At 72.5% G+C, this 21,612-nt stretch carries 17 protein-coding genes; 9 read left to right on the top strand and 8 right to left on the bottom strand.

Going from position 1 to position 21,612, the window contains the following annotated elements:
* Window positions 1-16: 16 nt before the first annotated feature.
* From hrpA to FB462_RS14545, 6 genes are all read right to left on the bottom strand, one after another.
* A complete protein-coding gene (gene hrpA / locus FB462_RS14570; protein ID WP_141862621.1) occupies window positions 17-3,892 on the bottom strand; it encodes an ATP-dependent RNA helicase HrpA in 3,876 nt (1,291 codons plus the stop codon).
* Between the two features lie 82 nt (window positions 3,893-3,974).
* Window positions 3,975-5,819 (bottom strand): thioredoxin domain-containing protein, encoded by a 1,845-nt coding sequence (locus FB462_RS14565; RefSeq protein ID WP_141862619.1) that lies wholly within the window; start codon window positions 5,817-5,819, stop codon window positions 3,975-3,977.
* An 82-nt stretch (window positions 5,820-5,901) separates the two neighbouring features.
* Complete coding sequence (locus tag FB462_RS14560) at window positions 5,902-6,429, bottom strand: ATPase (protein WP_141862617.1); 528 nt, start codon at window positions 6,427-6,429, stop codon at window positions 5,902-5,904.
* 4 nt (window positions 6,430-6,433) lie between these two features.
* Entirely contained in the window at window positions 6,434-7,501 is a 1,068-nt protein-coding gene (locus tag FB462_RS14555) for an NAD-dependent epimerase/dehydratase family protein (RefSeq protein WP_141862615.1), read from the bottom strand.
* A gap of 28 nt (window positions 7,502-7,529) precedes the next feature.
* On the bottom strand, window positions 7,530-8,390 hold the full coding sequence (locus FB462_RS14550) for a sulfurtransferase (RefSeq protein ID WP_141862613.1): 861 nt from the start codon (window positions 8,388-8,390) through the stop codon (window positions 7,530-7,532).
* Window positions 8,391-8,597: 207 nt separating this feature from the next.
* On the bottom strand, window positions 8,598-10,148 hold the full coding sequence (locus FB462_RS14545; protein ID WP_141862611.1) for an MFS transporter: 1,551 nt from the start codon (window positions 10,146-10,148) through the stop codon (window positions 8,598-8,600).
* A gap of 145 nt (window positions 10,149-10,293) precedes the next feature.
* Between FB462_RS14545 and FB462_RS14540 the strand changes: the two genes are divergently transcribed.
* Window positions 10,294-10,953 carry a TetR/AcrR family transcriptional regulator gene (locus FB462_RS14540; RefSeq protein ID WP_167510130.1) on the top strand — a complete coding sequence of 220 codons (660 nt, stop codon included), beginning with the start codon at window positions 10,294-10,296 and terminating at the stop codon, window positions 10,951-10,953.
* A 267-nt stretch (window positions 10,954-11,220) separates the two neighbouring features.
* Here the strand turns inward: FB462_RS14540 and FB462_RS14535 are convergent, their stop codons facing one another.
* Complete coding sequence (locus FB462_RS14535; protein WP_114850531.1) at window positions 11,221-12,852, bottom strand: dolichyl-phosphate-mannose--protein mannosyltransferase; 1,632 nt, start codon at window positions 12,850-12,852, stop codon at window positions 11,221-11,223.
* A 55-nt stretch (window positions 12,853-12,907) separates the two neighbouring features.
* Between FB462_RS14535 and rsmI the strand changes: the two genes are divergently transcribed.
* The 6 genes from rsmI (at window position 12,908) to FB462_RS14505 (ending at window position 18,643) form a co-directional block, all read left to right on the top strand.
* Window positions 12,908-13,729 (top strand): 16S rRNA (cytidine(1402)-2'-O)-methyltransferase, encoded by an 822-nt coding sequence (gene rsmI, locus FB462_RS14530; RefSeq protein ID WP_114850530.1) that lies wholly within the window; start codon window positions 12,908-12,910, stop codon window positions 13,727-13,729.
* 130 nt (window positions 13,730-13,859) lie between these two features.
* Window positions 13,860-15,440 carry a methionine--tRNA ligase gene (gene metG / locus FB462_RS14525; protein ID WP_114850606.1) on the top strand — a complete coding sequence of 527 codons (1,581 nt, stop codon included), beginning with the start codon at window positions 13,860-13,862 and terminating at the stop codon, window positions 15,438-15,440.
* Window positions 15,437-16,375 (top strand): TatD family hydrolase, encoded by a 939-nt coding sequence (locus FB462_RS14520; protein WP_180224784.1) that lies wholly within the window; start codon window positions 15,437-15,439, stop codon window positions 16,373-16,375. The genes metG and FB462_RS14520 overlap by 4 nt, the downstream gene beginning before the upstream one ends.
* Before the next feature lie 2 nt (window positions 16,376-16,377).
* Window positions 16,378-17,226: a 16S rRNA (adenine(1518)-N(6)/adenine(1519)-N(6))-dimethyltransferase RsmA gene (rsmA, locus tag FB462_RS14515; protein ID WP_114850529.1), complete on the top strand. Its 849-nt coding sequence runs from the start codon at window positions 16,378-16,380 to the stop codon at window positions 17,224-17,226.
* 487 nt (window positions 17,227-17,713) lie between these two features.
* Entirely contained in the window at window positions 17,714-18,193 is a 480-nt protein-coding gene (locus tag FB462_RS14510) for a hypothetical protein (protein ID WP_167510129.1), read from the top strand.
* A 33-nt stretch (window positions 18,194-18,226) separates the two neighbouring features.
* Complete coding sequence (locus FB462_RS14505; RefSeq protein ID WP_114850527.1) at window positions 18,227-18,643, top strand: hypothetical protein; 417 nt, start codon at window positions 18,227-18,229, stop codon at window positions 18,641-18,643.
* A gap of 157 nt (window positions 18,644-18,800) precedes the next feature.
* On the opposite strand, the gene FB462_RS14500 is transcribed toward FB462_RS14505, so the two are convergent.
* Window positions 18,801-19,541: an SDR family oxidoreductase gene (locus tag FB462_RS14500; protein ID WP_141862607.1), complete on the bottom strand. Its 741-nt coding sequence runs from the start codon at window positions 19,539-19,541 to the stop codon at window positions 18,801-18,803.
* Between the two features lie 101 nt (window positions 19,542-19,642).
* Here FB462_RS14500 and FB462_RS14495 point away from each other — a divergent pair, with 101 nt between their 5' ends.
* Both FB462_RS14495 and FB462_RS14490 read left to right on the top strand, forming a co-directional pair.
* On the top strand, window positions 19,643-20,497 hold the full coding sequence (locus tag FB462_RS14495; RefSeq protein WP_114850526.1) for a helix-turn-helix transcriptional regulator: 855 nt from the start codon (window positions 19,643-19,645) through the stop codon (window positions 20,495-20,497).
* A 52-nt stretch (window positions 20,498-20,549) separates the two neighbouring features.
* Window positions 20,550-21,545: an ATP-grasp domain-containing protein gene (locus FB462_RS14490; RefSeq protein WP_141862605.1), complete on the top strand. Its 996-nt coding sequence runs from the start codon at window positions 20,550-20,552 to the stop codon at window positions 21,543-21,545.
* Window positions 21,546-21,612 lie beyond the last annotated feature (67 nt).

Below are 21,612 nucleotides of genomic sequence, written 5' to 3'. Positions count from 1 at the left end.
CCCACCCGTTGTGGGGTCAGCGCGCGGCGGCCAGAGCCTTCGTGATGCGCTGCAGCGAGACCGTCTCGGCCGTCCCGAGCTCCTGCGCGAACAGGCTGAGCCGGAACTCCTCGAGCATCCACCGCGCGTGCACGAGCTCCGGGTGCGCGCCGATCGACGGCGGGAAGGTTCCACCGGCGTCGGTGTAGCGGTCCGTCGCGACGGACACCTCGCGCATCCAGCCGGCGTCGCGGCCGGGGTTCTGCAGGAGCTTCTGGACGCGGGCGTCGATGCCCTGCAGGTACACGCGGATGCGCCGGAGGCGGTCGAGGCCGGCGACGCTGACGAAGCCCGGGAAGACCAGGCGTTCCGACTGCTGGCGCATGTCACTGAGCGCCGGCAGGAGCGCCATGGAGTTCGCCTGCTTGAGGGCCTTGTCGGCGGCGCGCTGCGCGGTGAGGACCGCGGCGACCTCGGACACCGCCGTGAACATCGTGTCGACGACCGTCGCGGACACGGCGTCCCGCACGGCCTCGAACTCCGCCTTCGTGAAGACCAGGCCGTCCGGGTGCGCTCGACGGATGCCCGCGTCGACGACCGCGGCGAGCACGTCGTCGAAGAGCGCTGCGGTGGAGGGGTACGGGCTCGCGGCCAGCGCGAGCTTCTCCTGCGCGGTGAGGTGCGACTGCACGTAGGACACGGGGGACGGCACCGCGTGCATCACCAGACGCCGGACACCGGCCGGCATCCGGACGGCCCGGTCGCCCGGGGTCGCGAGCAGCTCGACGCCGACCGTCGCCTTCGGCCCGTCGCCCTCCTCGACCAGGGACGGGTACGCGCGGATCACCCCGCCGGCCTGCTTCGTGTCGAGCACCTGCGGCAGGTCCTGCGGCGGCCACGCCGTCATGCCGGACCGCTCCAGCTGCACACCGGAGGACGCCCCGGCGACGCGCGCCGCGCCTCCAGGCCGGGACGCAGCCTTCGCCGTGGCGGACGCGACGCTCTGCCGGGTCCGGTCCTTGAGCTTGGTCTGCAGGGCCGACAGGTCCTTGCCGGACTCGACCCGCCGACCGCGCTCGTCGACGACGGCCCAGGTCGGGAGCAGGTGCGCCGGGACGCGCGCGAGGTCGAAGTCGGACTCGCTGACGGTGACGTACGTCATCCGCTGGATCGCCTTGGCGAGCGTCGCGCGGAAGGACTCGGTCGGCTCCGTCGGGGCGTCGTCCGGTAGCTCCGCGACGATCTTCTCGGCCCAGTCCGCCGCGGGCACGACGTTCTTCCGGATCTGCTTCGGCAGCGACTTGATGAGCGCCGTGACGAGCTCCTTCCTGAGGCCGCGCACCTGCCAGTCGAAGCCTTCCTCGCGCATGCGGGGGAGCAGCGCGAGCGGCACCTGCACGCTCACGCCGTCGTCCTGCGCGCCGGGCTCGAAGCGGTACTTGATCGCGAGGCGCTGGTCGCCCGAGCGCCACTGCGTCGGGTACTCCTGCTGGTCCTGGGCGGCCTCGGCCGCGTCCTCGTCGAGCAGGTCGGACCGGCGCATCGTGAGGAGGTCCGGCTGGTCGCGCCGTGCCTGGCGCCACCACCCCTCGAAGTCGCGCGTCGTGGCGACGTCCGCGGGGATGCGGGCGTCGTAGAAGTCGTACACGCGCTCGTCGTCGAACAGGATGTCCCGCCGACGGGTGCGTTCCTCGAGCTGTTCGAGCTCGCGGCGGAGCTTCCGGTTGTCGCGGTCGAAGGCCTGCTGGGCGTCCCACTCGCCCTCGACCAGGGCGTGCCGGATGAAGAGCTCGCGCGAGTGCTCCGGGTCGACGCGCTTGTACTGCACGCGACGCCGCTGCACCACGGGCACCCCGAACAGGGTCACCCGCTCGTAGGCGACGGCCGCGCCCTGCTTCTTCTCCCAGTGCGGTTCCCCGTGGGTGCGCTTCAACAGGTCCCCAGCGAGCGGCTCGACCCACGCGGGGTCGATCCGCCCGACGGTCCGGGCGAACAGGCGACTCGTCTCGACGAGCTCGGCGGCCATCACGGCGTCGGGCTGCTTCTTCGCGAGGACACTGCCGGGGAACACCACGAACCGGGTGTTGCGGGAGCCGAGGTAGTCGCGCTTCTCCTTGTCGCGCAGGCCGATCTGGCTGAGGAGCCCGGCGAGCAACGACCGGTGCACCGCGTCGCCGTCCTCGCTCCGGGACTGCCCGACGCGGACGTCGACCTGCTTCGCGGCGCGCGACAGCTGGCGGTACAGGTCCTGCCACTCGCGGATGCGCAGGTGGTTGAGGAACTCGGCCTTGCACAGTCGCCGGAACGCACTCGACGACAGCGCCTCCTGCTGGTCCTCGATGTGGTTCCAGAGGTTGAGCAGGGTGAGGAAGTCGCTCGTCGGGTCGGCGAACCGCGCGTGCAGCTGGTCGGCGTGCGCGCGCTTCTCGAGCGGACGCTCGCGGGGGTCCTGGATGCTCAGGGCGCTGACGATCGCGATGACCTCGCGCCCGACGCCCTGCCGGCCCGCCTCGAGGACCATCCGGCCGAGCCGCGGGTCGATCGGGAGCCGGGTCAGCTGCCGCCCGGTCTTCGTGATGCGCCCGTCGCCGTCCACGGCCCGGAGCTCGCGGAGCAGGTCGAGCCCGTCCTTCACACCACGGGAGTCCGGCGGCTGCAGGAAGGGGAACGACTCGATGTCACCGAAGCCGAGCGAGATCATCTGCAGGATCACGGCTGCGAGGTTCGTGCGGAGGATCTCGGGGTCGGTGAACTCCGGGCGACGGTCGAAGTCGGGCTCGGAGTACAGCCGGATCGCGATGCCGGCGCTCGTCCGGCCGGCACGACCCGAGCGCTGGTTCGCGCTGGCCTGCGAGATCGCCTCGATCGGGAGCCGCTGCACCTTGGCGCGCGGGGAGTACCGGGAGATGCGCGCGGTGCCGGTGTCGACGACGTACTTGATGCCCGGCACCGTGAGGCTCGTCTCCGCCACGTTCGTCGCGAGCACCACGCGGCGGCGGATGCCCGGGGTGCTCCGCCGTTCGAAGACGCGGTGCTGGTCGGCTGCGGACAGCCGGCCGTACAGGGGCAGGACCTCGGTGCCCGGGTACTTCCGCCCCTCGATCGCGTCCTGCGCGTCGCGGATCTCGTTCTCGCCGGACAGGAACACGAGGACGTCGCCCGGGTCCTCCTGCGCCAGCTCGTCGAGCGCGTCGGTGATGCCCTGCAGGACGTCGCGGTCGTCCGCGCCCGCACCGCCGCGGCTGCCGCTGTCGTCGGTCCGCGGGTCGGTGTCGTCGTTTCGCGCGTCGGTGTCGTCGTCCGCGTCGGTGGCGTCGTCCGCCACGAGCGGGCGGTAGCGGACCTCGACCGGGTACGTCCGCCCGGACACCTCGATGATGGGCGCGCCGCCGAAGTGCTGCGAGAACGACTCCGGGTCGATCGTCGCCGACGTGATGACGACCTTCAGGTCGGGACGTCGGGGCAGCAGTCGCTTGAGGTAGCCGAGCAGGAAGTCGATCGTCAGCGAGCGCTCGTGCGCCTCGTCGATGATGATCGTGTCGTAGCGCTTCAGGTCGCGGTCGAAGTGGATCTCGTTGAGCAGGATCCCGTCGGTCATCAGCTTGATGCGGGTGTTCGCCGACACCTTGTCGGTGAAGCGCACCTGGTAGCCGACCAGGTCGCCCAGCTCGCCGCCGAGTTCCTCGGACACGCGCTCGGCGATCGTCCGCGCCGCGATCCGACGGGGCTGCGTGTGACCGATCGACTCGCGCCCGAGCTCCAGGCAGATCTTCGGCAGCTGCGTCGTCTTGCCGGAACCCGTGGCGCCCGCGACGATGACGACCTGGTGGTCGCGGATCGCGGCGGCGATGTCGTCCCGCCGCTGCGAGACGGGCAGTTCCGGCGGGTACGTGATGACGGGTGCGGCAGACATGAGCCTTCCAGGATAGCGGGCCGTCAGGCCCCGATCAGTCGGCGCCGTCGGGTCCCGGTCAGCCGGGGCCGTCGGGTCCCGGTCAGCCGGTCGCTCCGGCGGCCAGTTGCGCGGCGAGGTCCGCGGCGGACCGTGCAGGCAGGCCGCACACCCGGTCGTGGCACACGTACGCCGCGGCACCCGGCAGGTCGCGGCCCGCGAACAGTTCGAAGCCCGCCGCCGTCCAGGCAGCGGCCTGCTCCCCGGTCACCGTGCCGACCACGGTGCCCGGCCGCCGCGCGGCGACGGCGGCCGCGCGCATCGGGTCGTCGACCGGGGCCACGACGACGACCTCGCGCGACGGGCGCTGGAGCGCGAGCGCGACGCCGAGCGCGTCCGCGTGCCCCAGCGGACGCTCCGTGCCGGTGTGGGCCCGGTCCGCGACCAGGACCGCGGCAGCCTCGCGGTACCCGGCGTCGCCGGTCAGCGCCGCGAGCACGGCCGCCGCAGCGGCGAGCGCCACCGTGCCCGACCGCAGTGCCGTCTGCGGCTGTTCCCCCGTCACGGTCCCGGCCGCGGCGAGCACCGGGTCGACGGCGAAGCGTCCCGCGAGGCCGTCGTCCACCAGGGAGCGTGCGACCTGGGCGAACGCGACGTCGCCGGTGACCAGGGCGAGTTCGAGCAGCCCCTCGGCCAGGAGCCCCACGTCCTCGATCGTCGGCGGCGCACTCGAGGCTCCCCGCGGGGTGCTCGAGCGGACCGTGACGTGGCCGTCGCGCACGTGTCCCGCGACGATCGCGTCCGCGGCGCCGCGGGCGAGCGCGATCATCTCGGCGTCGCCGTGCCGTGCGCCGGCGATCACCAGGCCGCGGATCGCCAGGCCGTTCCACCCGGTGAGCACCTGGTCGTCGAGCGGCGGCGGGGCGAACCGTCCGCGCTCGTCGAGGGGGAGTCGGTACCACGCGCCCTCGACCCGCTGACCGTCCATCGTCGACTCGCTGTCCTGCGCGGCCACGAACGCGCCGTCGTCGCGCCGCAGGGTGTCGCGCAGGAAGTCCGTGATGCCTCGGGCCTGGCCCTGCTCGGCGACGGCGAGCAGCCCGGCGTTGTCGTACAGCATCCGCTCGTAGTGCGGTACGCTCCAGTCGCGCTTGGTCGCGTACCGGAAGACGCCGCCGTCGTCGTCGGTCAGCTCGGTGTCCCGGACGGCGCGCAGGCTGCGGTCCAGGAACGCGGCAGCGTCGTCGTCGCCGTCGGCCGCGACGTCGCCGAGGAACTCGAGGAGGGGCGCACTGGGGAACTTCGGCGCGCCTCCGAAGCCGCCGTACGTCGCGTCCTCGGCCGCCGCCAGCTGTCCGGTCACCGAGCGGATCGCATCGATGGACGGGAGGCGCGGCTCGCCCTGGTCGCCCGCGGCACCACCCCGGGCGGCCGCGTCCGCCTCGGCGCCCTGCCGGATCGCCGCCGCGATGGCGGTCGCGTTCGTGTCGACCTCGGACCGCCGCTCCCGCCAGGCGTCGAGCACCGCGGCGAGGACCTGCCGGAAGGAACCGACCTGTCCGACCGGGGTCGGCGGGTAGTAGGTCCCGGCGAAGAACACCCGACCCTCGGGCGTCGCGAACACCGTCAGGGGCCAGCCCAGCTGCTGGGTGAACGCGCTCGCGGCGGCCATCAGGCTCGCGTCGACGTCGGGCCGTTCCTCGCGGTCGACCTTCACGGCGACGAAGTCCCCGCGCAGGAGCTCGCCGATCTCCGGGTCGGAGAAGCTCTCCCGCGCCATCACGTGGCACCAGTGGCACGTCGCGTACCCGACCGACACCAGCACCGGGACGTCCCGCTCCCTTGCCTCGGCGAACGCGTCCGGGCCCCACTCGCGCCAGTCCACCGGGTTCGCGGCGTGCTGCCGCAGGTAGGGGCTGACCGCGGTGCCGAGTCGGTTGTCGCTCATGGGTCCAGCCTGCCCCGGCGTCGCTGGGCGCACCGGGCGGGGCGGGTGGTCTGTGGACGAGCGGCGCCGTGCACAGCTGCGGTCACACGAGCCAGCCGGCCAGGGTGGCGAGTCGACGCGCGACCTGCTGCGGGGTCAGGTCGTCGGTGTCCACCCGGGTGACGCCGTCCGCGGTGGCCGCGTCGAGCCTCCCGGCCGTCGCCGTGCTGTGTGCCAGCTGCGCCTCGGGGACCCGGCCACCTGCCCGCCGGGCGAGGCGACCTGCCGTGGTGTCGTCAGCGGCGCGCAGCAGGACGGCCGTGACCACCGGGTCGTCCCCCATCGCGGCGGCCAGGGCCGGCCACTCGAGGACGGACACCGTGTTCGTGAACACGAGCCGGTGGTGTCCGAGCTCCCGGTACGCCGCCCACAGTGCCGCGAGGTTCCGTTCGGCGAGACGCACCTCGGGGTGCTCGACGTGCGGCGCGGGGTGGGCGAGGTCGAGGAAGTCGCCCTCGACGACCGCGTGCCGGACGTCCGCGGCGACCAGCAGGTCGTGCAGTGCCTCGGCCGCGGTGGTCTTCCAGACGCCCGAGCGGCCGCCGACGAAGAGCACCTCGGACCGCGGCACCGGCTCAGTCCCGTCCGAGCGACAGCAGCAGCAGCGCGGCGTCCTCCGGGCCGTAGTCGAACATCCGCTCCCAGAACGGGTCCTCCGCCCACGGGACGTCGCCGCCCGCCGGTACCGCGTGGGCGGTCTCCAGCAACCATGCGACCTCGGGCCGGACGGCCTCGGCGTACCGCGGCGGCTGCCAGCCGAGGGCGCGCGCGGCGGTGGTGTCGAGCACGAACGGCGTCGGCGAGCTCCACGGGGTCGTCCCGACGAACGCCGGCGCGTCCTGGTCGAGCAGGACCTCGTCGAACCGGTGGTCGACCAGGCCCGCGACGGTCCGGACTATCTCGAGCACGCTCGGGGCGGTCTCGTCGGCGACGTTGAGGATGCGGCGGTCCGGGGCGTCCGCGACGATCCGGACCAGCGACGCGATGCCGGACGCCGCGGTCGTGTGGTCGACGCCTCGGCCGCCGTCGGCGAGCAGGATCCGCTCCCGACCGTCGAGCGCACGACGGACCACGAACCACTCGCGCGGGCGGCCGATGCCCACGCCGTACACCTTCGAGGGACGCAGCACCGTGACGGGGGCGCCGTGGTCGAGCAGCACCTGCTCGGCGGCGATCTTGGCGGCGCCGTAGCCCTCGCGGCTCGTGGGGTCGCCGTCCCCGGCGGGCACGGTCGGCTGCAGCTCGGTCACGGCACCGCCGAAGACCGGCCGCTCGACCGAGTTCGCGTGCCGCCCCTGCTCATCGGCGTAGACGGCCTTCGACGACACGAAGACCGTGGAGCCGACGTCGTCGAGGAACGGACGGAGCTGTAGGGCGTCGCCGCGGGTGGCGCCGACCGCGTCCACGAGCAGGTCCGCACCCGGGCGCAGGAGCTCCCGCAGCACGGCGGTGTCCCGGCGGTCCCCGGGGACGAACGTCGCTCCGGCGGCCGTCAGCGCGTCCGTGGCGGGGCCGCCGTGCCGGGCGACGACGTCGACCTGCCAGTCGTCACCCCCGTGGCCGGACGCGTCGAGGAGGTCGCGGACCACGGCCGAGCCGATGCCGCCGGTACCGCCGAGGACGACGGCGCGCCTGGTGCTCATGGCAGCAACGGTAGTGCCGCCACCGCGGTCAGGACGCCAGTCGCTCCGGCTCCCGCCGCCACCAGTCGAGCAGGGACCCGTCGTAGACCTTGACGTCGTCGTGTCCCAGGACCGTCAGTGCGAGGGCGTCGACGCAGGCCGCGTTGCCCACGCCGCAGTAGGTGACGATCTCCGACGCGTCGAGGACCGGTGCGAAGACCTCGGCCAGGGCCGGACGGCGCAGGAACGTGTTCGTGCGGGGGTCGACGACGTCGTCCGTGGTGATCGACGCGCTCCCCGGGACCACCGCGGGGTGGGTGTCGCCGAGCGACGCCGGGGGAGCGGCGAGCACGAGGGCCGCGGGTTCCTCGCCGCGGACCGCGCGCAGGACCCGGTCGTGGTCGACCCAAACCGGGCGTTCCTCACCCGCCAGGAACGGTGCACCGATCGCCGGGGCCGTCCCGTCGCGCAGGGCGCCGACGCGAACCGGTCGGCCCTCGTCCCGCCACTTGGTGAACCCGCCGTCCAGGACCGCCACGCGGTCGTGTCCGAACGCCCGGAAGATCCACCACAACCGAGCGGCCCACTCGCCGACGCTGTCGTCGTAGACCACGACGCACGACTCGTTCGTCACGCCGAGTGCCTGGACGGCGGTCTCGAACTGCTCCACCGTCGGTCGGGTGAACGGCAGGTCGGCATCGACGTCGGACAGGTCGTGCACGAGGTCCGCGTAGCGGGCACCCGGGACGTGCCCGTGCTGCTCGTACGCGTCGCGGGCGTCCTGCCACCGCATGTCCAGGCCGGCCCCCGTGGTGTGCACGGACGCGTCGAGGACGACGAGTTCGTCAGCACCGAGGTGGTCGGCGAGCCACTGCGTCGACACGAGCGGCGAGGTCAGGACGGGGGCCATGGCGCTCACGATATCCGGGGCCTCCGACGGGTCCCAGCAGGATCGACACAGTGCGCAACGCCGTCGTCCGGCAGGCGCGGTCCCCGAACTTCCGATCACCAGGACGGCCCGGGTCGCGCAGAAGTTCTGCGAGGCCCGGGCCGTCCGTGGTCGTCGCGACGCGTGGTGTGTGCGACGGGTGGTGCGTGCGAAGGGTGGTGCGTGCGGCTAGTGCGCCGCGGCCGGGATACTGCCCGTCGCGGTCGACGCTGCGTGCTCGAGCTTCGCGAGCCGCACCGACTGCCGGTTGATGAGCAGCCCGCCCGCCAGCGCCACCAGGACGAGCACGCCCGCCGAGATCGCGAACGCCGCGTGGTACCCGTCGAGCACCGCCTGCGCCTGCTGCAGCTTCGTCGGCGCCGCGGCGAGCCCGGAGAGCCGGTCTGCGACGACGTCCGCGAAGATCGTCGAGAGGAGCGCCGTGCCGATCGAGCCGCCGACCTGCTGCGCGGTGTTCACCGTCGCCGAGGCCACGCCGGCGTCGGCGCGTGCCACCCCGGTCGTCGCGGTGTTCATGGCGGAGGAGAAGATCGTGCCCATCCCGAGCCCGATGACGATCAGCGCCGGCAGGACGGTGCCCGCGTAGGTGCTGTCGACGTCGGTGCGCAGGAGCAGCAGGAGTCCGGTCGCGGCGACGAGTCCACCCGCGAAGACGAGCACCTTCGGCCCGACCCGCGGCAGCAGGCGGCCACCGATCTGCGTCGAGGACAGCATGATCGACGCCGGCATCGGCAGGAACGCCAGACCCGTCTGCAGCGAGGTGAACCCGAGGGTCTGCTCGAGGTAGTAGGTCAGGAACAGGAAGATGCCGAACATGCCGATCGCCACGAGACCGATCGCGATGAACGAGCCACCACGGTCGCGGTCGAGCACGACCCGGAGCGGGAGCAGCGGGTGCGCGACCCGGGTCTCGATGAGCACGAAGGCGGCGACCAGGACGACGCCGGCGGCGAGCATCACGATGGTGACCGGGCTGTCCCACCCGTTCGTCTCGGCGTTGGAGAAGCCGTAGACGATGCCGACCAGGCCGGCCGTGATCGTCAGGACGCCGGCGACGTCGATGCGGGGTCGGTCGACCTTCGGCGGGCGCGCCATGAACACGAGCGCACCGATGACACCGAGCACCGCGAACACGACGTTGACGTAGAGGCACCAGCGCCACGAGGCGTACTCGGTCAGCACGCCGCCGAGCAGCAGGCCGATCGCGGCACCCGAGCCCGCGATGGAGCCGAAGATGCCGAACGCGCGACCGCGCTCCTTCGGGTCGCGGAAGGTCGTCGTGAGCATGCCGAGGGCGGACGGGGCGAGGAGCGCGCCGAAGACGCCCTGCAGCGCGCGGGCCGCGACGAGGAGTCCGAACGAGTCGGCCAGGCCGCCGAGGACCGACGCCGCCGCGAAGCCGACGAGCCCGATGATGAAGGTGTTCTTGCGGCCGAAGAGGTCGCCGAGCCGCCCGCCCAGGAGGAGCAGGGAGCCGAACGCCAGGGAGTAGGCGGTCACGATCCACTGCCGCTGGTCGGTGGCGAAGCCGAGGTCGGCCTGGGCCGAGGGGAGCGCGATGTTCACGATGGTCGCGTCGAGCACGACCATGAGCTGGGCCAGTGCGATCACCGCGAGGGCGATCCACCGGTGCTGCGGGCGGTCGGGCGCTGCGCCGGTGCCGCTCGCGATGGTGGGAGCGGCGCCCGTTCGGGGCGCCGCGGTCTGTTCTGCCGTCACGGCAGCCTCCTTCGAGAAGGTGGAGGGGAGAGGTGGTCTGGTGGACCGGGAAAACGGATGCGCTGCATCCGGTTCGACCCACTGTAGCCCAAAACGGAGCAGCCGCATCCACTTGTTCCCAGAAAGTTCAACTACATTCGTCGGCGTGAGCACCACCGAGTCCGCCGCCGACGTCGAGCGGCCACTCCGCGCCGACGCCGCGCGCAACCGTGAGCTGATCCTGCAGACGGCGCGTCGCTGCTTCGCGGAACGCGGCACCTCGGTCACCCTCAACGACATCGCGCACGAGGCCGGGGTCGGCGTCGGCACCGTCTACCGACGCTTCGCCGACAAGGACTCCCTGATCGAGGCGCTCCTCGCCGCCAAGTTCGAGGCGCTCAACGACGCCGCGGCGCTCGCCGCCGACGAACCCGACCCGCGCGAGGCCCTGCGTGTCTACCTGATGGGCGTGTTCGCGTTCCGCGCCCGTGACCGCGCACTCGCCGACACCATCGTGCGCGCCGGCAAGGGTCGGCCGTCGATCGTGCGGGAGCGCGACCGCCTCGAGCAGCAGGTCGGTCGGATCATCGAGCGTGCGCGGGAGGCCGGGGTCGTCCGGGTCGGGTTCGACCACCGCGACCTGCCGATGCTCACGACGATGGTCGGTGCGGTCGCGGACGCCACACGCGAGACCGATCCGGAAGCGTGGCGGCGGTACGCGCAGGTGATCGTCGACGGGGTGCTGCCGCAGGCGCCGGTGTCGGGGCTGCCCGGCACGCCGCTCGACCGCGAGGCGCTCGAGCGCGCGCTGCACGCGTCCCCCTGACGGACGCGGCCTGCCGCGCGCCGGTCGGGGACCCGCGCCGCACGTCCGTCAGGTGACCGTCCACCGGCCGGGAGGCGCGTGGCGGGGCCGACCCGTGCCTCCAGTCCGTCCCCCGGTCGCGTCGCGACGTTCCTGCCCATCGCACGTGTGATGGGAGGACGGATCGCGCGTCGGAGGACGGAAGGAACGCCCTTCCATGCGCGGATCGGTCAACCATGCGCGGGTCGGTCGACCACGCGCGGATCGGCACCCCAGGCGCGGGACCGCCTACAACCAGCTGGGCAGCCAGTAGTGCGACCGGATGAAGTCCCACGGCATCTGCATCCCGGTCCACATCGGGTACCAGTACGCCGATGCGAGCACCACGACGCCCAGGTACACCCCGACCCAGGTGAGCGCTAGGGTCCGACGGTGCCGGGGATCGTCGCGCCGCCCGACCACCAGCCCGATCGCCGCCGCGAGCGCCATCACCATGAAGGGCTCGAACGCCACCGTGTAGAACTGGAACACCGTACGGTCGGTGTACATCAGCCACGGCAGGTACCCCGCCGCGACCCCGACGAGCACGAAGCCGTACTCCCATCGGCGCCGCAGCACGAACAGCACCAGGAGCGCCACGGTCGCGACCACCGCCGCGTACCAGACGAACGGGTTCGCGATGCCGGTGATGGCCTCGCCGCAGCGGGAGGACCCGCAGCCGCCCTGCCCGGCGTCCGTGCCGACGTAGTACATCGACGTCGGCCGTTGCATGAGCAGCCAGAGCAGCGGGTTCGCCTGGTACGAGTGCGGGGTGTGCAGGCCGATGTTGAAGCCGTAGATCTCGGACTGGTAGTGCCACCAGTTCTGCACGCTGTCCGGCACCCACGCCAGCACGCCCGTCCACCGCTCGCCGCCGGACGCGATCCAGTTCCGGTCCCAGCCGTCCTTCGACACGAACCAGCCGGTCCACGACGCCAGGTAGGTCGCGGCGGCGATCGGCACAGTGAGCAGGAACGTCACGGGTGCCTGCTGCAGGAACGCGCTCGACGACCAGAAGGCCACGCCCGCCCGGCGGCGCATCATCATGTCGGCGAGCACCGAGTACAGCGCGAAGAACGCCAGGAAGTACAGCCCGGACCACTTCACGGCCGATGCGGCCCCGAGCGCCAGGCCCATCGCCAGCAGCCAGGGCCGCCAGAGCAGCACCGGCCCCCAGAGCGTGTCCCGGTCGGCCGCGGTCCGTGCGGCCACCCAGCGGTCGAGCCGCCGCTGCGCCCACCGCCGGTCGAGCAGCAGTGCGCCGGCGCCGAGCACGACGAAGAACGTCAGGACGCCGTCGAGCAGGGACACCCGGCTCAGGACGATCGCCTGCCCGTCGACCGCGAGCAGGAAGCCGGCGAGCGTGCCGATCGCGGTGGAGCGGAACAGGGACCGGGCGATGAGGGCCGTGAGCAGGACGGTCGCGGTGCCGAGCACGGCGACCGTGATGCGCCAGCCGAACGAGCTGTCGGCGCCGAACAGCAGCATGCCGAGCCCGATCAGGTACTTCCCGAGCGGCGGGTGCGCGATGAACTCGGCGGCGCTCGAGTAGAGGTCGGTCTGCCCGCTCGCGAACCGCTGGTCGGTGGTCGGAGCGCCCTCGTCCGTGGCGTTCGCCGGCCAGGTGCCCTCGTACCCGAGGTGCACGATCGACCAGCTGTCCTTCACGTAGTACGTCTCGTCGAACACGAGCGAGTGCGGGTGCCCGAGCCCGACGAGCCGCAGCACCGCGGCGAGGAGCGTCACGGCGAGCGGACCCGTCCAGCGCCACACCGCGACCCGCCGCGACGTCGAGAGCACCCGGCCCCACCAGTCGTCCAAGCGGGAGCCGACCGGCCCGGAGGGCGTGGTCGTCGGGTCGTCGGTCAGCTCCGTGGTCATCGAGAGGTCATCCTACGGATCGCCCTCGAGCCGGACCTGCCACCACAATGGGGAGGTGATCGTCCTCGCAGCAACGCCCATCGGCAACCTCGGCGACGCGTCCCGCCGGCTGGTCGAGACCCTCTCGAACGCGAGCGTGGTGGCCGCCGAGGACACCCGGACCGCGATCCACCTGATGCGGGCGCTCGGCATCGAGAACCGCCCCCGGCTCATCGCGCTGCACGAGCACAACGAGCGGGCGAAGGCGGCCGAGGTCGTCGAACTCGCCCGCGACGAGGACGTCGTGGTCCTCACCGACGCGGGCATGCCGGCGATCAGCGACCCGGGCTTCCCGCTCGTCGAGGCCGCTGCGGCCGCCGGGGTCACCGTGACGGCGCTGCCCGGCCCGTCCGCGGTGCTCATGGCGCTCGCCGTCTCCGGACTGCCGACCGACCGCTTCACGTTCGAGGGCTTCCCGACGCGGAAGGGCGGTGAGCGACGGCGGCTGTTCGCCTCGCTCGCGGGGGAGCAGCGGACGATGGTCTTCTTCGAGTCGCCGCACCGTCTGGCGGACACGCTCACCGACATGGCATCCGGCTTCGGGGACGACCGCCGTGCGGTGGTGTGCCGGGAGCTGACGAAGCTCCACGAGGAGGTGCGCCGCGGGACGCTCGCCGAGCTCGCTGCCTGGGCGGCGGACGGGGTGCGCGGCGAGATCTGCGTCGTCGTCCAGGGCGCCGCGGGGGAGTCGGACGTCACGAGCATCGAGGACGGTGTCCGGCTCGTGCTCGAGCGGGTCGCCGCTGGTGCCCGGATGAAGGAGGCGGCGTCCGCCGTCGCGGACGCGACGGGGCTGTCGAAGCGCGACCTGTACGAGGGCGCGCTCGCCGCGCGCTGACGGGACCGGCCACCGGCCTGGAGGATCGGGGCGGGCCCGCCACGATCCTCCCGTCCGGTGCCCGGCCGGGTTCTCCACAGGCCCGCGGGGGCGCGTCTTCCGGTCCGCGCCCGCCCGTAGGATGGTCCGCATGTCCGACGGGTCCTCGTTCAGCATCACCACGCCGATCTTCTACGTGAACGACGTGCCCCACATCGGGCACGCCTACACCGAGGTCGCCGCGGACTTCATGGCGCGCTGGCACCGGCAGCGGGGTGACGACACCTGGCTGCTGACCGGCACCGACGAGCACGGCCAGAAGATCCTCCGGACGGCGTCGGCGAACGACGTGTCGCCGAAGGAGTGGGCGGACCGGCTGGTCACCGACGCGTGGAAGCCGCTGCTCGACACGGTCGACGTGGCGAACGACGACTTCATCCGCACCACCGACGAGCGGCACGAGCGCGGTGTGACGGCGTTCCTGCAGAAGCTGTACGACGACGGCTTCATCTACGCCGGCGAGTTCGAGGGCTTCTACTGCGTGGGCTGCGAGGAGTACAAGCAGCCGAGCGACCTGGTGCCCGGCACCGGGGCGTACGAGGGCCAGCAGGTCTGCGCGATCCACTCGATCCCGGTCGAGGTCCTGGCCGAGCGCAACTACTTCTTCCGCATGAGCGACTTCGAGCAGCGGCTCCTCGACCTGTACGAGTCGAACCCGCTGTTCATCCAGCCGGAGAGCGTCCGGAACGAGATCGTCTCGTTCGTCAAGCAGGGCCTCCGTGACCTCTCGATCTCGCGGTCGAGCTTCGACTGGGGCATCCAGATCCCCTGGGACCACGACCACGTCCTGTACGTGTGGTTCGACGCCCTCCTCAACTACGTCACGGCGCTCGGCTACGGCTCAGACGACGACGAGGCGTTCCGGCGCCTCTGGCCGAGCGTGCACGTCGTCGGCAAGGACATCGCCCGGTTCCACGCGGTCATCTGGCCCGCGATGCTCATGGCCGCGGGGCTGCCGGTCCCGGAGCGCGTGTTCGGCCACGGGTGGCTGCTCGTCGGCGGCGAGAAGATGTCGAAGTCGAAGCTGACGGGCATCGCGCCGTCGGAGATCACCGACACGTTCGGCTCGGACGCGTTCCGCTACTACTTCCTCCGCGCGATCACCTTCGGGCAGGACGGCAACTTCAGCTGGGAGGACATCTCCGCCCGCTACGCCGCCGACCTCGCCAACGGGTTCGGCAACCTCTCGTCTCGACTGGTCGCCATGCTCCAGAAGTACTTCGACGGTGCGGTCCCCGCCCGGGGCGAGCTGACCGACTCGGACCGGGCGATCGACGCCCTCGCGGTGTCGGTCACCGAGCGTGCCGACGCGGCAGTCCAGGCCTTCGCGCCGCACGACGCGATCGCGATCGTGTGGGAGCTCGTCGACGCCCTGAACGGGTACATCACCGAGCAGGAGCCGTGGGCCCTCGCCAAGGACGAGGCGCAGCGCGAGCGGCTCGGCACGGTGTTGGCGACGGCGCTGCGGGGGCTCGGCACCGTGAACGTGCTCGTCTCGCCGGTGATGCCGAAGGCGACCGAGAAGCTCTGGTCGGCCATCGGCGCCGGCGGCTCCGTGACGGAGCAGCGCGTCGACCGCGCGTACGAGTGGCAGGGCGCCGAGACCGTCGTGCCGCTCGAGTCAGGGCTCTTCCCGCGCATCGAGCCGCAGCACGAGCAGGGCGCCGCGTGACCGACGCGGCGGACGGCTCGCACGTCCGGGCGCGTGGCGACGGGTCGTCGGGCGGGTCGAAGCGGGACCTGAGCTACCCGCCGCTGCCCCAGGCGCTCGTGGTGCCGGTCTACGACAACCACACGCACATGGAGATCGCCGACGGCGTCGGTGAGGGCGGCGACGGTCCGCTCGACTACCGGGAGCACCTCGACCGTGCGTCGAGCGTCGGCGTGCGCGGTGTCGTGCAGGTCGGCACCGACCTCGCCACCTCGGAGTGGTCCGCGCAGATCGCCGCGCGCGAGCCCCGCGTCCTCGCCGCCGTCGCGCTGCACCCGAACGAAGCACCCGTGCTGGCGGAACAGGGGCTGCTCGACGAGCACCTCGCCGGGATCGAACGGCTCGCGGCGCTGCCCCGGGTCCGGGCGATCGGCGAGACCGGGCTCGACTTCTTCCGCACCGGCGAGGACGGCCGCGCCGCCCAGGTCCGGTCGTTCGAGGAGCACATCCGCATCGCGAAGGAGCACGACCTCGCGCTGACCATCCACGACCGCGACGCGCACGACGCCGTGGTCGAGGTGCTCGACCGTGTCGGCGCTCCCGACAAGACGGTCTTCCACTGCTTCTCCGGCGGCCCCGACCTCGCGCGCCTCTGCGCCGAGCGCGGGTGGTACATGTCGTTCGCCGGCACGGTCACGTTCAAGAACGCCCAGCTCCTGCGCGACGCGCTCCAGGTGGTGCCGCGCCACCTCGTGATGATCGAGACCGACGCACCGTTCCTGACGCCGACGCCGTACCGCGGTCGGCCGAACGCGCCGTACCTCATCCCGCTCACCCTGCGGTCGATGGCCGAGACCCTCGGCACCGACGCCTCGATGCTCGCCGCGCAGATCGCGTCGACCACGGAGCTCGTCTACGGCGCTTGGGACGCCGAGCCCGTCACGGTGGACGAGTGATGATGGGTGCCCTGCTCGGCCCGGCGGAGATCCGGGACCTCGCAGCCAAGCTCGACGTCACCCCGACGAAGAAGCTCGGCCAGAACTTCGTGCACGACGCCAACACCGTCCGCCGGATCGTCGCCGCCGGGCGGGTCACCGCGGACTCCCGCGTGCTCGAGATCGGTCCAGGGCTGGGGTCGCTCACCCTCGGGCTGACCGAGACCGGCGCCTCCGTCACTGCTGTCGAGATCGACGGCCGGCTCGCGGCGCAGCTGCCGGACACCGTCGCCGCGATGCAGCCGGACGCGCGCCTGCAGGTCGTGCACCAGGACGCCCTGACCGTCGCCGCCGACGACGTGCCCGAGCAGCCCACCCACGTCGTGGCGAACCTGCCGTACAACGTGTCCGTCCCCGTGCTCCTGCACCTGCTCGCGACCTTCCCGACCATCGAGCGCGTGCTCGTGATGGTCCAGGCCGAGGTCGGGTACCGGATCGCCGCGGGTCCGGGCAGCAAGGTCTACGGCGCGCCGAGCGTCAAGGCCGCCTGGTACGGATCGTGGTCGACCGCGGGGCAGATCAGCCGGCAGGTCTTCTGGCCGGTGCCGAACGTCGACAGCGTGCTCGTCGGGTTCGACCGGCACGACCAGCCCGGCGACGAGGCCCTGCGGGCGCAGGTGTTCGCGCTCGTCGACGGTGCGTTCCAGCAGCGGCGGAAGATGCTGCGCCAGAGCCTGTCCGGGGAGCTCGGCAGCAGCGCCCGGGCGACGGAGCTGCTCATGGCGGCCGGGATCGACCCGACGGCGCGCGGCGAGGCCCTGTCGCCGGAGGACTTCGTCCGCCTGGGTCGCACGGTCCTCGACGCGTCCTGACGCTCGGCGCCTGGCGCGGCCAGGTGTCTGACACGGCTCGGGTGCGCGGCGGTCCGGCGTGCCCAGTGCAGCCGGGAGCAGGCCACGCCGCCAATCTCCGCGGCGCGCTGTGCTCGCGATGAAGCGGGGTGCACTCGCCCCTCGAACGATCGCGGCGTCGGCAAGATACGAAATACTGGCTCGCGCCGAACCCCACGGGATACCGTCTCTCCACACGAGCGAAGGAGCACCGATGACCCCGACTGATCCTGCCGACGCAAACGCCCGAACCTCGAGATCGCGCAGCCCCCGTGTCTTCTCACGCGACGAGATCGAGGCGATCAAAGCCCGGACCCCGACGCCGGCCGGCACACCGGAGGAGCGGCGGGCACGCCTGCAACGAGCGCTCAACACCTTCGCCTCCGGCAAGGAGTTCACGCCGGCATCGCGACTCCTGCGACGAGGGTGACCGTTCGTGTCGTCGTTCGAGGAGTCAGGGACGCGCGGTGTGCTCGCGTTCGATCACTTCGCCGCGGTACCGGCGCGAGTCGTCCTCGACTCGTGGTTCCTCCGGCGGGCCATCGACACGACGGCTCGGGGGCATGACGCTGCGGCGGCGTTCCTGCAGCGGCTGGACCTCGTGAGCGCCGACTGTTTCTACAACGGCCTCACCGAGCTGGAGCTGATCGAGTCTGCGCATGCGATCGGTCGGCCCGGGCTCCTGGCCGAGTGGGGGACCATCAAGTCGACGACACGCGTGTACTGGGTCGGCGTCGACGAAGTCGCCGACGATGTCGAAGCTCTCGTGGCGCGATACGGACTGACTGCGAGCGGAGCCATCCAGGTCGCCACGACGATCGCGGTCGATGCTGACGCACTCGTGAGCGTCGATCCGGGACTCGCCGTCGTCGACGCTGCGACGCTGTCCCTGCTCGTCGACGTCGACAGTGTCGCGGCCGCGCGACGGTACCGCGGTCAGCCGAGCTGAACGACGCCTCGACGGAGCCCTAGGCTCAGAGGCGTGCACCCTTCTCGCTCCCGGACCGCCGACGCGATCACGCTCGGCTTCCTCGTGGTCGGGCTGGCGGTGATCGTCATCGCACTCGTCGCCCTCGTGCGGGACGTCCGGGACGACGCCGCGTGGGCAGCCGTGCTGCTCGGCCTGGGAGTGGGCGTGTGGGGGCTGTGGTTCCGGCGGCTCGGGACCGATGACGCCGCCGACGAAGCGACCTTGAACCGCTCCGCCACGGGCCGGATCGGCACCGTCGCGATCGTGGGGGTCATCGCGGGCGGTGCGTACTGGTTGCTCCGAGGGGCCCTCGACCGCACGGTCGCCGAGGCGGTCGTCGTCACGGGGATCACGCTCGCGCTCTGGATGGTGAACCGCGTCGTCGACGCACAGATCCGCCGTCGACGCGCCGCGGGCGAGGCCGACTGACGGGCAGCCCGGACCGCCCGCACCGGCGGGCGGAAGCGCGGCGTCGCGTGCCCCCGCACAACCGGAAGCACACCGCACCACGGACTTCAGCGGCGCGCTGCGCTTCCGGTTGTGCGGACCTCCCGGACGCGGGACCGCGGTGGCCCGCCGGACGCGCTCAGTGCCCGCGGCCGGCCATCGCCTCGAGGATCTGCTGGTGCGTCCCGTCGCGCTCGGCCCACCGGAGCGGCAGGACGTCCTCGACGAGGACCTCGGGCGCCGCACCGGAGCGCAGCAGGTCCATGACCTCGTCGGCGAACGCGTCGAGGGGCATCCCGCCGAAGTCCGCGCCGCCCATCAGGTCGGTCCGGACGGCCGGCGGCGCCAGCTCGAGCACCTGGACCGAGCTGCCGACGAGCTGCTGCCGCAGGGCCTGCGTGTAGGAGTGCACGGCGGCCTTCGTCGCGCTGTACGTCGGCGTCGCGGTGAGCGGCACGTACGCGAGCCCCGAGGTGACGGTCACCAGGGTCGATGTCGGCCGCGAGAGCAGCTGCGGCAAGAATGCGTCGATCAGGCGGATCGTGCCGAGCAGGTTCGTCTCGACGGTCGCCACGGCGTCGTCGATGTGCCCGGGGTCGCGAAGGTCCTCGTTCCGCATGATGCCGGACATCGTGACGAGGCCGTCGAGCGCGGGGTGGCGGTCGAGGACCTCGGCCGCTGCGACGCGGATCGAGGCAGGGTCGGAGACGTCGATCGCGACGGTGTCGAAGCCGTGCTCGGCGGCGAGGGTGTCGAGCAGGGAGCGGCGCCGCCCGCCGATGACGACGGTGCTGCCCGCCGCCTGCAGACGCTGGGCGAGCGCGAGTCCGATGCCGGAGGTCGCGCCGGGGATGAAGACGGTGCTGGTGGTGGTGTCCATGACGACCACGATCCGCTCCCCGCCCGCCCCGCACCAGGACGCGCGCATCGGGGGACCGGCGATCCCTGGTTCCGGGCCGCCCGTCGGAGGACGATGGGCACATGGACCGCCACGCCCTCGCCGACTTCCTGCGTCGCCGCCGCGAGCTGCTCCGGCCCGAGGACGTCGGGCTCGGTGCAGGGGCCCGGCGCCGCACGCCCGGGCTGCGACGCGAGGAGGTCGCCGCCCTCGCGGGCATGAGCGTCGACTACTACACGCGGCTCGAACAGCAGCGCGGGCCGCAGCCGTCCGAGCAGATGATGGCCGCGATCGCTCGGGCGCTCCGGTGCAGCCTCGACGAGCGTGACCACCTGTTCCACCTCGCCGGCCACACCGCGCCGGTCCGGATGCACCGGGCCGACCACGTCGACCCCGCGATCCTCCGGGTGCTCGACCGGCTCGAGGACACCCCTGCGATCGTGGTGAGCGACCTCGGTGAGACGCTCGTCGAGAACCGGCTCGCCCGGGCCCTGCTCGGCGGGTCGGTCGACCTGCCCGGCAACGAGCGCTACCAGGCGTGGCGGTGGTTCGTCACCGGCACCGAGCCGGCGAAGTACGCTCCCGAGCAGCACGAGCGCCTGGGCCGGGTGGTCGTCGCGTCGTTGCGGGCGGCCGTCGGGCTCGCCGGGCCCGGGGATCGCCGTGCGACCGAGCTCGTCGCCGAGCTGCAGCGCCGGAGCCCCGCGTTCGCCGAGGTCTGGGAGCGACACGAGGTCGCGACGCGGTGGTCGGACAACAAGACGATCCTGCAGCCCGAACTCGGACGCATCACGGTCGACTGCCAAGTGCTGCACACCGACGACCAGGCGCAGGCCCTGCTGCTGTTCACCGCGCCCCCTGGGAGCGAGGACGCCCAGAAGCTCGAGCTCCTCGGCGTCCTCGGCACGCAGCAGTTCGGCACCGAACCGGCGCGGTAGCACCGCGTCACACTCCTGGCACCTCCCGACCATCCGTGCCTAGGGTGGGGCGGTGAGCACTCCGCGCGTGTACGTCATCCACGAGAACCCCGAGTGGTTCCCACCGCTCGCCGCCGCCTTCGCTGCCGAGGGCGTCCCGGTGCAGGAGGTCCTGCTGACCGAGGGGCAGATCGACCTCGGGGCGGAGCCGGAGCCCGGCGTGTACTGGAGCCGCATGTCGGCCAGCAGCCACACCCGCGGGCACGAGCACAGCAAGGAGTACACCCGCGCCGTGCTCGGCTGGTTGGAGCGTGCCGGTCGCACGGTCGTCGGCGGCAGCCACGTGCTCGAGCTCGAGGTCTCCAAGGTCGCCCAGCACGGGCTGCTGCAGGCCGCGGGCTTCGACGTCCCCCGCACCTCCGCCGTCTTCGGCACGGCACCGCTCAAGGAGGCCGCCCGCACCTTCACCGGCGGGCAGGACGTCCCCTTCATCACGAAGCACAACCAGGGCGGCAAGGGCCTCGGCGTCCGCCGGTTCGACTCGCTCGCCGAGTTCGACGCGTACGTCGACAGCCCCGAGTTCGAGGCCCCGGTCGACGGCATCACCCTGCTGCAGGAGTACCTGACGGCCCGCGAGCCGTTCATCACGCGCGCCGAGTTCGTCGGCGGCGAGTTCGTCTACGCGGTGCGGGTCGACACGAGCGCAGGCAGCTTCGAGCTCTGCCCGGCCGACGCGTGCGAGGTCCCCCAGGTCATCGCGGGGGCGGTCTGCGACGTGCCCGGTGTCGAGGCACCCGGTGCTCCTGCGGCGTTCAGCCTGCGCGAGGAGGTCACGTCTGAGCACCCGCTCGTTCAGCGCCTCCGCACGTTCCTCGCCGACCAGGGCATCCAGATCGCGGGCGTCGAGTTCATGGAGACCACCGACGGTCGCACCGTCGTCTACGACATCAACACCAACACGAACTACAACCCCGCCGTCGAGGCGGTCGCGCCGGTCTCCGGACCGCGCGCCATCGCGCGCTTCACGGGCGCGCTCCTCGAGCGCGACCACGCGGTCGCCGCGGTCTGAGACGAACCACCCACCGGCCTGGAGGCACGGTGCGGGCCCGCCCCGTGCCTCCCGTCCGTCACTCCCC

Origin of the sequence: Curtobacterium citreum, assembly GCF_006715175.1 — a bacterium.
Lineage (GTDB): Bacteria > Actinomycetota > Actinomycetes > Actinomycetales > Microbacteriaceae > Curtobacterium > Curtobacterium citreum.
Note: the sequence above shows the minus strand (reverse complement) of the source record. Positions and strands in the feature narration are given on the sequence as shown.

Coding starts and splice junctions, on each gene's coding strand:
- metG (WP_114850606.1), top strand. CDS start 13,860: ATGTCCGACGGGTCCTCGTTCAGCATCACCACGCCGATCTTCTACGTG.
- FB462_RS14555 (WP_141862615.1), bottom strand. CDS start 7,501: ATGAGCACCAGGCGCGCCGTCGTCCTCGGCGGTACCGGCGGCATCGGC.
- FB462_RS14550 (WP_141862613.1), bottom strand. CDS start 8,390: ATGGCCCCCGTCCTGACCTCGCCGCTCGTGTCGACGCAGTGGCTCGCC.
- FB462_RS14500 (WP_141862607.1), bottom strand. CDS start 19,541: ATGGACACCACCACCAGCACCGTCTTCATCCCCGGCGCGACCTCCGGC.
- hrpA (WP_141862621.1), bottom strand. CDS start 3,892: ATGTCTGCCGCACCCGTCATCACGTACCCGCCGGAACTGCCCGTCTCG.
- FB462_RS14565 (WP_141862619.1), bottom strand. CDS start 5,819: ATGAGCGACAACCGACTCGGCACCGCGGTCAGCCCCTACCTGCGGCAG.
- FB462_RS14495 (WP_114850526.1), top strand. CDS start 19,643: ATGGACCGCCACGCCCTCGCCGACTTCCTGCGTCGCCGCCGCGAGCTG.
- rsmA (WP_114850529.1), top strand. CDS start 16,378: ATGGGTGCCCTGCTCGGCCCGGCGGAGATCCGGGACCTCGCAGCCAAG.
- FB462_RS14535 (WP_114850531.1), bottom strand. CDS start 12,852: ATGACCACGGAGCTGACCGACGACCCGACGACCACGCCCTCCGGGCCG.